At 67.1% G+C, this 12,306-nt stretch carries 13 protein-coding genes; 8 read left to right on the forward strand and 5 right to left on the reverse strand.

Translation table 11 applies throughout. The annotated features are described in order from the left end of the window. Positions 1-102 precede the first annotated feature (102 nt). The 3 genes from rpoZ to ACEF39_RS16960 form a co-directional block, all read right to left on the reverse strand. Entirely contained in the window at positions 103-402 is a 300-nt protein-coding gene (rpoZ, locus tag ACEF39_RS16950) for a DNA-directed RNA polymerase subunit omega (protein WP_005410877.1), read from the reverse strand. Positions 403-512: 110 nt separating this feature from the next. Further along, positions 513-1,175: a guanylate kinase gene (gmk, locus tag ACEF39_RS16955; protein ID WP_500285898.1), complete on the reverse strand. Its 663-nt coding sequence runs from the start codon at positions 1,173-1,175 to the stop codon at positions 513-515. After that, positions 1,172-2,032 carry a YicC/YloC family endoribonuclease gene (locus ACEF39_RS16960; protein ID WP_500285899.1) on the reverse strand — a complete coding sequence of 287 codons (861 nt, stop codon included), beginning with the start codon at positions 2,030-2,032 and terminating at the stop codon, positions 1,172-1,174. Before ACEF39_RS16960 ends, gmk begins: the two co-directional genes overlap by 4 nt. 122 nt (positions 2,033-2,154) lie before the next feature. Between ACEF39_RS16960 and rph the strand changes: the two genes are divergently transcribed. The 8 genes from rph (at position 2,155) to pepQ (ending at position 9,829) form a co-directional block, all read left to right on the forward strand. Then, complete coding sequence (gene rph, locus ACEF39_RS16965) at positions 2,155-2,880, forward strand: ribonuclease PH (RefSeq protein WP_025874210.1); 726 nt, start codon at positions 2,155-2,157, stop codon at positions 2,878-2,880. After that, on the forward strand, positions 2,877-3,263 hold the full coding sequence (locus ACEF39_RS16970; protein ID WP_500285900.1) for a VOC family protein: 387 nt from the start codon (positions 2,877-2,879) through the stop codon (positions 3,261-3,263). The genes rph and ACEF39_RS16970 overlap by 4 nt, the downstream gene beginning before the upstream one ends. Then, a complete protein-coding gene (rdgB, locus tag ACEF39_RS16975) occupies positions 3,263-3,865 on the forward strand; it encodes an RdgB/HAM1 family non-canonical purine NTP pyrophosphatase (RefSeq protein WP_346586360.1) in 603 nt (200 codons plus the stop codon). The genes ACEF39_RS16970 and rdgB overlap by 1 nt, the downstream gene beginning before the upstream one ends. Positions 3,866-3,891: 26 nt before the next feature. Next, positions 3,892-4,392 carry a hypothetical protein gene (locus ACEF39_RS16980; protein ID WP_500285901.1) on the forward strand — a complete coding sequence of 167 codons (501 nt, stop codon included), beginning with the start codon at positions 3,892-3,894 and terminating at the stop codon, positions 4,390-4,392. A gap of 35 nt (positions 4,393-4,427) precedes the next feature. Further along, entirely contained in the window at positions 4,428-5,654 is a 1,227-nt protein-coding gene (gene hemW, locus ACEF39_RS16985; RefSeq protein WP_500285902.1) for a radical SAM family heme chaperone HemW, read from the forward strand. A gap of 120 nt (positions 5,655-5,774) precedes the next feature. After that, on the forward strand, positions 5,775-8,051 hold the full coding sequence (locus tag ACEF39_RS16990; protein WP_500285903.1) for a DUF1631 family protein: 2,277 nt from the start codon (positions 5,775-5,777) through the stop codon (positions 8,049-8,051). Then, the gene (locus ACEF39_RS16995; RefSeq protein ID WP_500285904.1) at positions 8,048-8,422 is read left to right on the forward strand and encodes a PilZ domain-containing protein; all 375 of its coding nucleotides are present in this window, start codon (positions 8,048-8,050) and stop codon (positions 8,420-8,422) included. Before ACEF39_RS16990 ends, ACEF39_RS16995 begins: the two co-directional genes overlap by 4 nt. 75 nt (positions 8,423-8,497) lie before the next feature. Further along, the gene (pepQ, locus tag ACEF39_RS17000; protein ID WP_500285905.1) at positions 8,498-9,829 is read left to right on the forward strand and encodes a Xaa-Pro dipeptidase; all 1,332 of its coding nucleotides are present in this window, start codon (positions 8,498-8,500) and stop codon (positions 9,827-9,829) included. A 496-nt stretch (positions 9,830-10,325) separates the two neighbouring features. Here pepQ and ACEF39_RS17005 read toward each other — a convergent pair whose 3' ends face one another. Both ACEF39_RS17005 and ACEF39_RS17010 read right to left on the reverse strand, forming a co-directional pair. Then, complete coding sequence (locus ACEF39_RS17005) at positions 10,326-11,648, reverse strand: aminopeptidase P N-terminal domain-containing protein (RefSeq protein WP_500288043.1); 1,323 nt, start codon at positions 11,646-11,648, stop codon at positions 10,326-10,328. A gap of 5 nt (positions 11,649-11,653) precedes the next feature. Then, positions 11,654-12,202, reverse strand: a complete 549-nt coding sequence (locus ACEF39_RS17010) for a YecA/YgfB family protein (protein WP_089236676.1) — start codon at positions 12,200-12,202, stop codon at positions 11,654-11,656. Positions 12,203-12,306: the final 104 nt, after the last annotated feature.

Raw genomic sequence — 12,306 nt, forward strand, 5'->3', positions numbered from 1 at the left:
AAAGCCTATGCCAGCGCGACGTTTACGGCAAACCCTGAATGCGAAACAGCCCGCACGGGGCGGGCTGTTCGGCGTATCCAGCAATGACGTTGATCGATGCGATCAATCGTCGTTCTTGGACATGTCTTCGTCGGCGACCACTTCAGCGGCGGCCCACTCCAGCGCTTCGCGCTCGGCGCGCTCACGCTCGGCCTTCTCGACTTCGTCGATCAGCGCGTTGTCGATCTTGCGGGCGGCGATCTCGCGCAGCGCCAGCACGGTCGGCTTGTCCTCGGTCTCGCTGTTGTCCAGCGTAGCCTGCACGCCATTGGCGAGCTGACGGGCGCGCTTGGAGGCCATCATCACCAGCTCGAAACGGTTGTTAACGACTTCCAGGCAATCTTCTACGGTAATGCGGGCCATACGGGCTCCCGGCGACCGGTCGGCCGCTCAGTCGAATGAGGGAAAGGGGACGGAGTGTACTGGCAGGGGTTGGACAAAATCAAGCCAACCCCCACCGGACCCTTTAGGAATCAATCAGTTGAACCCGCATCCGGGGTCAACAGGGCCTGGATAAGGCCGGCATGGCGAACCTTCTGGGCCTCCCGGCGCAAGCGGCTGGCGGTGAAGATCGCGCACAGTTCGTCCACGGCGGTGTCGAACACTTCGTTGACGATGACGTAGTCGAATTCGTTGAAGTGCAGCATTTCATCGCGGGCCGCGCCCAGGCGCTGGGCGATGACCGCCTCGCTGTCCTGGCCGCGCTTGCGCATGCGGTCCTGCAGGGCCTGCTTGGACGGCGGCAGGATGAACACCGTCACCGTGCCCGGCACCAGCTGGCGCACCTGCTGCGCGCCCTGCCAGTCGATTTCCAGCAGCACGTCCTGGCCAGCGTTCAGCTGCGGCTCCACCGACTGCCGGGCGGTGCCCTTCCAGTCGCCATGCACCCAGGCATGTTCGAAGAAGTCGCCGGCGGCAATCATCTCCTCGAACTTTTCCGCGCTGACGAAGTGGTAGTGCTGGCCGTTCACCTCACCCGGGCGCATGGCGCGCGAGGTGAAGGAGATCGACAGCGCGATCTGCGGGTCGCGCGCCAGGGTGGCGTTGACGATGCTGCTCTTGCCGGCGCCGGAGGGCGCGGCAACGATGTACAGCGTGCCGCGCGCGATCGCGGCCGGGGGCGTGGAAATGCTCATTCGATGTTCTGCACCTGCTCGCGGATCTGGTCGATCAGCACCTTCAGCTCGACCGCGGCATTGGACGTGCGGCTGTCCACCGACTTGGAGCCCAGCGTGTTGGCCTCGCGGTTGAACTCCTGCAGCAGGAAGTCCAGGCGGCGGCCGACCGGTTCACGCTGCTTGAGCACGCGGCGGATCTCGACGATGTGGCTGGACAGGCGGTCCAGTTCCTCGTCCACGTCCAGCTTCTGCAGCCACATCACCAGTTCCTGTTCGGCGCGGCCAGGATCGACCGGATGCGGCAGGTCGGCCAGGCGGGCGGCGAGCTTGGCGCGCTGGCCGTCGCGAATGGCTGGAATCAGCGTACGGACCTCGGCGGCGATGCGCTCGATGGCATCCACGCGCTCGGCAATCGCGGTGGCCAGCGTATTGCCTTCACGCTCGCGGGCGGCGATGAAGCCGTCCAGCACCTGGTCCAGCAGCGCCAGTGCTTCAACCTGCAGGGCCGCGGCATCGGTGGCCTCGCCCTGGGTGACGCCCGGCAGCTGCAGCAGGTCGGTGAAGCTGACCTGCAGGTTGGGGAAGTCGGAGGTCAGCCGGTGCGCCAGCTGGCCCAGCTGGCCCAGCAGCACCTCGTTGATCTGCAGGCTGGCGGCCGAGTCCGGCGCACGCAGGCGTATCACCAGATCCAGCTTGCCACGGCTCAGGCGCGCGGAAATGCGCTCGCGCAGCTGCGGTTCCAATGCGCGCAGTTCCTCGGGCAGGCGGGTGCCCACTTCCAGGAACCGGTGGTTGACCGAGCGCAGCTCGCAGCCCAGCGTTCCCCACGGGGTGGAGCGCTCGCCGCCAGCATAGGCCGTCATGCTTCGAATCATGGATGTATCCGGTGCTTGCAAAGGGGGAATGGTACCCTAGCGGTCTCTTTTGAGCCCCTTTCCCCGCCCCGTGAAGGCCGCGGGGATGGTGGCGTACTCCCCTTGCCTACGGAACCTGCCCCATGTCCGATTTCCGCCCCAGTGGCCGTCAGCCCGATCAGCTGCGCCCGGTCGTCATCCAGCGCGGTTTCACCCGCCACGCCGAAGGTTCGGTGCTGGTCTGCTTCGGTGAAACCCGCGTGCTGTGCACGGCCAGCATCGAGAACCGGGTGCCGGGCTTCCTGCGCGGCAAGGGCGAAGGCTGGGTGACCGCCGAGTACGGCATGCTGCCGCGCGCCACCCACACCCGCAGCGACCGCGAAGCCGCACGCGGCAAGCAGGGTGGCCGCACGCTGGAGATCCAGCGCCTGATCGGCCGCAGCCTGCGCGCCTGCGTGGACCGCAACGCACTGGGCGAACGCACCATCACCCTGGACTGCGACGTGCTGCAGGCCGACGGCGGCACCCGCACTGCTGCCATCACCGGCGCCTATGTGGCCCTGGTCGATGCAGTGAACGTGCTGATGAAGCGCGGCGACATCAAGCGCAACCCGATCCTCGGCGCGGTGGCGGCGGTGTCGGTCGGCGTCTACCGCGGCACCCCGGTGCTGGACCTGGATTACGCCGAAGACAGCGACTGCGACACCGACATGAACGTGGTGATGAACGACGGTGGCGGTTTCATCGAACTGCAGGGCACCGCTGAAGGCCATGCCTTCCGCCGTGACGAACTGGATGCGCTGCTGGGCCTGGCCGAAAAGGGCGTGACCGAGCTGCTGGCCGCGCAGCAGGCGGCGCTGTCGGCATGAACCGGCGCATTGCCCTGACCACCCTGGTGGTGGCCGATTACGACGAAGCCATCGGCTGGTACACCGGCAAGCTCGGCTTCCAGCTGCTGGACGACATCGACCAGGGCAGCAAGCGCTGGGTCGTGGTCGGGCCGACCGATGGCAGCGCCGCCGCCCTGCTGCTGGCCCGCGCCAGCAACGACGAACAGCGCAGCCGCATCGGCAACCAGACCGGCGGCCGCGTCGGCTTCTTCCTCAACACCGACGACTTCCGCCGCGACCACGCGGCGATGCTGGCCGCCGGTGTCGAATTCCTGGAAGAACCGCGCGAAGAACCCTACGCCACGGTCGCGGTGTTCCGCGACCTGTACGGCAACACCTGGGACCTGTTGGAGCCCCGTTGATGAAGAAGCTTGTCCTGGCCAGCCACAACGCTGGCAAGCTGGTGGAAATGCAGGAAATCCTCGCCGACCTGCCGCTGCAGATCACTTCGGCCGCCGAACTGGGCCTGGGCGATGTGGAAGAGACCGGCCTGACCTTCGTCGAGAACGCGCTGCTGAAGGCACGCGCCGCCTGCGAAGCGACCGGCCTGCCGGCGCTGGCCGATGATTCGGGGCTGATCGTCGATGCCCTCGGCGGTGCGCCGGGTCTGTACAGCGCGCGCTATGCGGGCCATCCGACCAATGCGGCGGCCAACAACGCCAAGCTGCTGGAAGCGATGGCCGATATCGCCGATGGCCAGCGCAGCGCCCGCTTCTATGCGGTGATCGTGCTGCTGCGGCACGCCACCGACCCTCAGCCGCTGATCTGCGAAGGCCGCTGGGAAGGACAGATCATCCGCGAACTGCGCGGCAGCAACGGCTTCGGCTACAACCCGGTGTTCCTGGATACTGCCCACGGCCTGACCGCTGCGGAAATGGAACCGGCGTTGAAGAATGCCATCAGCCATCGCGCCATCGCCCTGCAGCAGCTCAAGCAGCAGCTCAAGCAGCAGCTCGCGGCCTGAACCAGCGTCCAACAGGAGACTCAAGGATGACCGTGAAGCGCTACCGCACCGGAATGGAACTGGTGCAATTGCTTGCCGTACTGGGACTGATCAGTGGTGCGATCTTTGGCGGCATGTTGGCGTGGGCAGGGAAGGAATCCTGGTGGGCGGTGCCGGTGGTTGCGCTGGTCGGCATGACCGTCATCACGCTCATCGGCGCACCCATCATGTGGCAGCGCGTCGAACTGGACGGCGCTGCCGGCCACCTGCGCTATCACAACATCGGCAGCCTGCATCGGTGGCGCCATGTGGCACTGGTGGACGTGCTGGAAGTACGGCTTGACAGTTTTGCCGACAAGCGCAAGGCCATGGTCTCCGGTCTCCATCTGTGCATGCGCAATGGCTGCAGTCCTGCGCGCCACCGTTTGATGGACAACGCTATAGGCAGCTACAAAGGGCCCTCGCCTTTCTTCCGCCAGATTGCCGCTGCCGTGCTTCGCGCGCAACCGCGCTGCCTGGTCGACCCCCTTCTGCGGGCGGCGGACTGATCTGCCGCTCCCCCCACGTCTGCATCACGCCAGCCATGCCGCACGCCCACAACCACGACCACTGCAACCACCTGCCCGGCGAGTCCTGCGACCACGACACCCCGCCACGCCTGGTGCCGCCGCCACTGGCGCTGTACGTGCATCTGCCGTGGTGCGTGCGCAAGTGCCCGTACTGCGATTTCAACTCGCACCAGGCCAAGGGCGAACTGCCCTTCGATGCCTACATCGATGCGCTGGTGCGCGACCTCGACCAGGACCTGCCGCTGGTCTGGGGCCGGGTGGTCAGCAGCGTGTTCTTCGGTGGCGGCACGCCCAGCCTGTTCCCGCCGGAAGCCATCGACCGCTTCCTGCAGCAGGCCAGCGCGCGTCTGCGCTTCGCGCCGAATGCCGAGATCACCCTGGAAACCAACCCGGGCACCGCCGAGCACGGCCGCTTCGACCGCTACCGCGCGGCCGGCGTCAACCGCCTCAGCTTCGGCATCCAGAGTTTCGATGATGCGATGCTCAAGCGCCTGGGCCGCATCCACGACAGTGGCGAGGCCGAGCGCGCGGTGAAGATGGCGCAGGACGCGGGCTACGACAATTTCAACATCGACCTGATGTACGCCCTGCCGGAGCAGACCCTGGCCGGTGCCGAGTCCGACCTGGAACGCGCCTTCGCGTTGCAGCCGGCCCACATCTCGCACTACCAGCTGACCCTGGAACCGAACACGGTGTTCTTCGCGCGGCCGCCGCAGGGCATCCCCGATGAAGACAATGCGTGGGACATGCAGGAACACTGCCAGGCGCTGCTGGCGCAGGCCGGTTTCGGCCAGTACGAGGTGAGTGCCTATGCCCGCCCCGGCCGGCAGAGCGCGCACAACCTGAATTACTGGCGTTTCGGTGACTACCTCGGTATCGGCGCCGGCGCACACGGCAAGATCAGTTCCGGCGCCGAGGAGCACGTGCTGCGGCGCTGGAAGCACAAGCACCCGCAGACGTTCATGGATACCGCAGGCACGGCGGCATCGTTCGGTGGCGACGAGGTGATCGCCGCCGAGCGCCTGCCGTTCGAGTACATGCTCAACCTGCTGCGCCTGCACGAAGGTTTCAGCCTGCGCGACTTCGAATCGCGGACCGGCCTGGCCCGCAGCGTGCTGGACGTTCCATTGGCCGAAGCGGTGCAGCGCGGTTGGCTGGCGGTGGCGGACGGGTACGTGCAACCGACCGAGCTCGGCCGGCGCTTCACCAACGATGTGGTCAGCCTGTTCCTGGAAGGTTGATCTGCCTGCGGCGCGGCCATGGAAGGCCGCGCTGAATGAATCTGCGGCTAAAGTAGCGCCGTCACCGGCCGACACGGTAGATTCCAAGTTCGATACGCGGGAATCCGGACCCCCTCGCCGATGTCTGCTGTCTTCTCTCTTTCCAGTGCCGACACTGCCCGCCTGGCCGCGGCCGACCTGCCGCCGCGTGTACGCGAGCTGCTGGGCGCGTTGATCGGCCTGTGCCACCAGGCTCTGACGGCACCGTTGATCCTCACCGTGGAAGCGCTGGAGCAGACCCTGCTGCATGACGCCGACCATGCCCGCAACCCGCAACAGCAGGCTGACCTGCTGGGCCAGCGCGGGCAGCTGCATGCGTTCGCCGGTCACTTCAGCGACCGCATGCTCGATGCACTGGCTGATGCGCTCGCGCGGCTGCGGGAACCGGCCGCCCCGGTCGTGGCCGCCGTCACCCCACCGCCGTTGCCCGGCATGCTGGGGTTGACCCTGGTCGCCGAGCATGAGGTCGACCGCGACCTGCTGCTGACCGAAATGGTGCGCCGGGAAACGCTGCGTTCGGCCAACGCCCTGAACCTGCTCGGCCAGCGCCTCGGCGTTGTCGCCGGTGCACCGGCCTTTGAAGCCGATACCCTGCCGTTGGCACCGCAGGCCCTGTGCGCAATGGTGCGCAAGCTGGCCGAACAGGATGCCCTCAGCGCCGACGTGCAGATGGCGCTGTACCGCAGTTTCGAGCGGCAGGTACTGGAACGGCTGGGCGATATGCTCGACCGCGCCAATGCGCTGCTGGCACAGCACGGCATCCTGCCGGGCCTGGTCTACACCCCATACCTGGCGCGTTCTTCGAGCACCCGCCGGATCATCACCCAGTCGGTCGGCAGCGGCCGCAGCGGACGCCCGTCACCGCGCGCGCCCACGCCGATGACCGGCTGGGGTGGCTCGGCACCGCCCGGCTCGTGGTCGACGTTGATGCAGGACGCCTTCGCCGATGCGGCTGCACCCGGCGCGTCGGCCGGGCTTACGGTACCGGCCAGCAGCGTGCTGCACGAAATGCTGCAACGGGCGCGGCAAACCCCACAGCCAGCGGCGGATCACGCTGCCCTGCCCAGTGCAGCGGTTGATGCCGTGCTGGCGCGCCTGCAGGGCCAGGCCAGCGCCGCCAGCGCCATGACCGATCTGCAGGCCGCCGTGGTCGCGCAGCTGCGCAGCGAACATGGCGCGCAGGCCAACCTCGGCAGCCACGACCGCGACAATCTCGATCTGCTGCGCCTGCTGCTGCAGCAGGTCCAGCAGCAGCAACGACCGGACCCGGTGCCGGCCGCGCTGCTCGCGCGCCTGCAGGTGCCCCTGGCGCGCGCAGCGATGGCTGACCCGGGCTTCTTCGTACGTGACGAACACCCGGCACGCGAACTGCTCAACCATGTCGCTGAAGCCGGCGCCAGCTGGCTCGGCGATGACGATGTCGATCCGCAGCTGCTGCAGCGGCTGGCGCAGAGCGTGCAGGGCCTGCTGGGCCAGGATGCACGCACGCCCGAGGCCTTTGCCGCCGCCAACGAAGAAGTACAGCAGCATCAGCGTGCCGCCGCGCACCGCGCTGAACTGGCAGAGCGCCGTCACGTGGAAGCGGCACGCGGCAAGGAACGGCTGGAACTTGCGCGACGCCAGGCCAATGCGCAGATCGACCAGTGCTGCGATACGCAGGAGCCGCCGCGCTTCGTGCAGACACTGCTGCGCCAGGCCTGGGCGGACGCGTTGACGCTGACCCGCCTGCGCCACGGTGATGATTCGCCGCAATGGCAGGAGCGCCTGCAGCAGACCGAACGCATCGCTGCGATCACTGCCGAGGCCGCCAGCGAAAGCAGCGTGACCGATGCTCCGCTGGCCGCCGAGGTTGAATCGGCCCTGCTGCAGGTCGGCTACCACGCAGAGGAAGCCGCAGCCGTCGCGCGTCGCCTGTCCACGCCCGGTGGCGAAGACGAAAGCACTTCGCGCACCGAACTCAGTGCGCGCCTGAAGGCCCATGCACGACTGGGCGAACACGCAGGCGCACAGGCCGTGGCAAGCGATGCCGCACCGCGCAGCGAAGCCGAGGAAGCCAGGTACCAGCAGTTGTGCGCGCTTCCCTTCGGCAGCTGGTTCGATATCGATGACGGCGAAGGCACTCTGCGTCGCCAGCGCCTGTCCTGGTACAGCCTGCTGACCGGCCATGTGCTGTTGGTCAACGCGCGCGGGCAGAAGATCGGCGAAACCACCCTGGATACGCTGGCCCGGCAGATGGATGCTGGACGCGCGCAACTGGTCACCGAAGACAAGGGCCGGCTGGTCGACCGCGCCTGGCAGGCCAGCCTGAGCGCACTGCGCACGCTCGCCGGACGTCGCCCGCAGGAGCCCAACGCATGAGCACGCAACCGCCCGTTGATACCCGCCGCGCGCCGCGTCGGCAGGTCTCCGATCTGATACCGGTGACCGACCAGATGCGCGATAGCGTGGTCGGCCGGCTTGGCAACGTGTCCGAGACCGGCATGCTGATGCTGGCCAGCGCCGCGCTGCGCGACGATGCGCTGTATCAGTTGCGCTTCCCGTTGCCGTTGGCCGATGGCCGCAGCGAGCTGATCGACGTCGGCGTACACCTGCTGTGGAGCGAACCGGCACATGCGCCCGGCCAGAGCTGGGCAGGCTTCCGCTTCCTGACCCTGTCACGCGAGCATCGGCAGCTGCTGCGCCGCTGGATCGGCGAAGACAACGACGAGGCACCGGTTTCGACGGGCTGAGTGCCGGTTCCGGCACAGCGGATTGCATCGGTATCCGGCAGAATCTAGGGCCGTTTTCCGTGTCGAGCCACCGCAATGATCCAGCAAGACCCCGGCGTCCTGTATCCCGACCACCTGGCCGTGCTGTGCCGACGCGCCGAGCAGGCGCTGGCACGCGGCGGCTTCGACCATCTGGTGGTGCCCAGCGGCACCCTGCACTACCAGGTCTTCGACGACCGTGACTATCCGTATGCGGTCAACCCGCAGTTCAAGGCCTGGCTGCCGCTGACCCGGGTGCCCAACAGCTGGATCGTGTTCACCCCGGGCAAGCGCCCGGCGGTGATCTTCCACCAGCCGTTCGACTACTGGCATGTAGTGCCGGATGCACCGAGCGGCTGGTGGGTCGAACACTTCGACATCCACATCATCCGCAAGCCCGAAGAAGCGCTGGCACTGCTACCGTCCGACCCGGCGCGCTGCGCGATCCTGGGCGAACCGCAGAGCGCGCTGGGCGCCTACGTGCCCAACAATCCGGCGTCGGTGGTGAACTACCTGGAATGGCATCGCGGCAGCAAGACGCCGTATGAAATCGCACTGATGCGCCAGGCGCAGGTGCTGGGCGTGCGCGGCCATCGCGCGGCCGAAGCGGCGTTCCGCAACGGCGCCGACGAGTTCAGCATCCACATGGCGTACTGCCAGGCCGTGGGCCAGGACGCCACCGAGCTGCCGTACGGCAACATCGTGGCCTTGAACGAGCATGCGGCGGTGCTGCACTACACCGAACTGGGCCGCAAGGCGCCGCAGCCGCTGCGCAGCTTCCTGATCGATGCCGGCGCCAGCGCGCACGGCTATGCCAGCGACATCACCCGCACCTACGCCGCCGCCGGCCATGACGAGTTCGCGGCGATGATCGAAGCCGTTGATGCCGCCCAGCAGCAGATGTGCGCGGCCGTGCGCCCGGGCTTCGACTACAAGCAGCTGCACGTAGATGCGCACCTGTCGCTGATGGGCGTGCTGAAAGACTTCGGCGTGATCAAGATATCGCCGCAGACCGCGCTGGAAACCGGCGTCAGCGCCGCGTTCTTCCCGCACGGCATCGGTCACCTGATCGGCCTGCAGGTGCATGACGTGGCCGGTTTCGCTGCCAGCGACGAAGGCGGCCGCATCGAGCGCCCGGTCGGCCACCCGTACCTGCGCCTGACCCGCGTACTGGAACCGGGCATGGTGGTGACGATCGAGCCGGGCCTGTACTTCATCGACATGCTGTTGAACGAAGTGAAGGCTGCCGGTCATGGCGATGCGATCAACTGGGAGCGCGTGGATTTCTTCCGCCCGTACGGCGGCATCCGCATCGAAGACGAAGTGCTGTGCACTGATGGCGAGGCGGACAACCTGACGCGGCCGGTATTTGCGGCGGCCAACGGCTGAGCCCCTCGTGGTTGGTCGCTCGGAGCAATAGCCGCGCTTGGCGGGGCGGGGTGGGTTCGCGGGGGACGCCGTGAATCCATCCCTGGAGGCTTGGCCGCCGCATCCATGCGGCGGACACCCCCGCGAACCCAACCCGCCCCACCTCTGACAGTTTCCTGCGGGCGGCCAGCCACGGAAGAAAGAAAGAAAAGCAAAAGCGGGTCGCTTGCTACGCTCGCTCTGTGTCGACCAAGGTCGACACCTACCAACAGCCGCGCATCCCAACAACCGCCGTTACCAACAGCCACGTGAAACTGTCGAAGGCGGGGTACTGTGGGTTTGCGGGGTGTGAGCCGCATGGATGCGGCGACCAAGCCTACAAGGACGTACTTGCGGCGGCCCCGCAAACCCACAGTACCCCGCCATCCCGCAGGAAGCCCGCTTCGGCTCTTGCTTCGGTGGTTGCTGTTGCTGTGGCCTCTGCAGGTTCAGGGCTGCAAGCCATGCCGAAAACCCTTCACCCCGCCATCAACGCTTCGATCTCGTCGGCGCTGCGCGCCAGGCCTTCGGTCAACACCCGATGCCCGTCGTCGGTGATCAGCACGTCATCTTCGGTACGGATGCCGATGCCACGCCAGCGCGGTTCCACTGTCGTGTCGTCCACGCCGATGTACAGCCCCGGCTCGATGGTGAAGGCCATGCCCGGCTCCAGCAGACGCGAATCGCCGGCCAGGCGGTAATCGCCTACGTCGTGCACATCCAGCCCGATCCAGTGCCCCGTCTTGTGCCGGTAGAAACGCTGGTACAAGCCTTCGGTGAGATTCTTTTCCAGCGTGCCCTTCAACAGGCCCAGTTGCAGCAACCCCTCGGTAAGAGTCTGCACCGCCGCCAGATGGCCCATTTCGTACGCCACGCCCGGTTTGGCCTGGGCCAGTGCCGCCGCCTGTGCCGCCCCCACCAGATCATGCAGCGCGCGCTGCTCGGCGCTGAAACGACCGTTGACCGGGAACGTGCGGGTGATGTCACTGGCATAGCCGCGATACTCGGCACCGGCATCGATCAACACCAGTTCACCGTCGCGCGAACGCGCGTTGTTGTCGCGGTAATGCAGGATGCAGGCGTTGCGGCCGGCACCGACGATGCTGCAGTACGCAGGCACCGCGTCGTTGGCGCGGAACACCCGCTCCAGCTCGGCCTGCAGTTCGTACTCGTGGATGCCGGCCTTCGCGGCCTGCATGGCCGCACGATGCGCCAGCACGCTGATATCGGCCGCGCGCTGCATCAACGCCACCTCGGCACCGGACTTGAACAACCGCTGCTCGTGCAGCAGATGGCCCAGTTCCAGGAACTCATGCGGTGGCTGCGCACCATGGCGCACCTGCGAACGTACGCGGTTCACCCAGCCGATCAGCTTCAGGTCGAAATCCGCGTCGCGGCCGAAGTGGTAGTACACCCGCGACCGCCCTTCCAGCAGGCCCGGCAGGATGTCGTCCAGATCGGTGATCGGGTACGCATCGTCCATCGCGAACTGCGCCACTGCGCCGTCCTGGCCGGCGCGCCCTCCATCCCAGGCTTCACGCTCGGGATCACGCTCGCGACAGAACAGGATGGCTTCACCGTGGCGGCGACCGGGAATCAGCACAAGCACCGCTTCCGGCTCCGGGAAGCCGGTCAGGTACTGGAAATCCGAATCCTGCCGGTACGGATAATGGGTATCGAGGCTTCGCACCTTCTCCGATGCCGCCGGCAGCACCAGGATCGCGTCTTCGCCCGCCATGTCCATCAGCTGCCGACGGCGACGCTTGTACTCGCCGGCAGCGATGCCGGTGCGCTGCTTGATATCCATCAGTTCAGGCGCTGCCGATGGCGCGCGGCCAGTACCACGTCACCGTGCAGCAGCAGCACCGCCACCCGGATGAACTCTTCGATTTCCGACAGGGCTTCGTCGTCGTCATCACCGCCGGCTTCGAAATCCTCGCTCGAGGCACGGGCCAGGCTGGCCAGATCGTTCAGCGCCTCCTCGCCTTCTTCGGACAAGGTCGGCCGGTGGCCGCCACTGCCCAGGCCGAAGCCGCCCAGGAAAGAACGGGTCCAGCTGAACATGGCATCCGCCTGCGCGGCCACGTCGCTGCTGTCGGTCAACAGCAGCTCGAAGGCGAAGTCACGGTCTTCCAGCTGCTTGATGGTGGCCTCCAGCAACTGCGCCAGCGCACTGTCGGCAGCCACCTGCGGCAGATTGTCGTCGGCCAGCACACGCGCCGGCCAGTCATTGCCGGGGGCACCGCCAGCGGCCAGCCAGCCGCACAGCCCGCCATGCAGTTCGGCAGCAGTGGCGCCCAGGCCCAGTTCCTGGCTGGCGCGGGTAACGTCGTCGACGGAGGGAAGTTCGGTCATCGTGCGGCTCGTTCGGAAGGGAAACTTGCAGAGCGCGCACGCGCGCGCCCGTGAGCCGGGTAGTGTAGCAATGTGCCCGCCTGCTCTCCGTGGCCGCCGGGGCC

Source organism: Stenotrophomonas indicatrix, from assembly GCA_041545745.1.
Taxonomy (GTDB): domain Bacteria; phylum Pseudomonadota; class Gammaproteobacteria; order Xanthomonadales; family Xanthomonadaceae; genus Stenotrophomonas; species Stenotrophomonas indicatrix_A.

What these genes read in the sequence shown, in the direction of transcription:
- rpoZ (WP_005410877.1), bottom strand. Translation starts at nt 402, where the DNA reads ATGGCCCGCATTACCGTAGAAGATTGCCTGGAAGTCGTTAACAACCGT.
- gmk (WP_500285898.1), bottom strand. Translation starts at nt 1,175, where the DNA reads ATGAGCATTTCCACGCCCCCGGCCGCGATCGCGCGCGGCACGCTGTAC.
- ACEF39_RS16960 (WP_500285899.1), bottom strand. Translation starts at nt 2,032, where the DNA reads ATGATTCGAAGCATGACGGCCTATGCTGGCGGCGAGCGCTCCACCCCG.
- rph (WP_025874210.1), top strand. Translation starts at nt 2,155, where the DNA reads ATGTCCGATTTCCGCCCCAGTGGCCGTCAGCCCGATCAGCTGCGCCCG.
- ACEF39_RS16970 (WP_500285900.1), top strand. Translation starts at nt 2,877, where the DNA reads ATGAACCGGCGCATTGCCCTGACCACCCTGGTGGTGGCCGATTACGAC.
- rdgB (WP_346586360.1), top strand. Translation starts at nt 3,263, where the DNA reads ATGAAGAAGCTTGTCCTGGCCAGCCACAACGCTGGCAAGCTGGTGGAA.
- ACEF39_RS16980 (WP_500285901.1), top strand. Translation starts at nt 3,892, where the DNA reads ATGACCGTGAAGCGCTACCGCACCGGAATGGAACTGGTGCAATTGCTT.
- hemW (WP_500285902.1), top strand. Translation starts at nt 4,428, where the DNA reads ATGCCGCACGCCCACAACCACGACCACTGCAACCACCTGCCCGGCGAG.
- ACEF39_RS16990 (WP_500285903.1), top strand. Translation starts at nt 5,775, where the DNA reads ATGTCTGCTGTCTTCTCTCTTTCCAGTGCCGACACTGCCCGCCTGGCC.
- ACEF39_RS16995 (WP_500285904.1), top strand. Translation starts at nt 8,048, where the DNA reads ATGAGCACGCAACCGCCCGTTGATACCCGCCGCGCGCCGCGTCGGCAG.
- pepQ (WP_500285905.1), top strand. Translation starts at nt 8,498, where the DNA reads ATGATCCAGCAAGACCCCGGCGTCCTGTATCCCGACCACCTGGCCGTG.
- ACEF39_RS17010 (WP_089236676.1), bottom strand. Translation starts at nt 12,202, where the DNA reads ATGACCGAACTTCCCTCCGTCGACGACGTTACCCGCGCCAGCCAGGAA.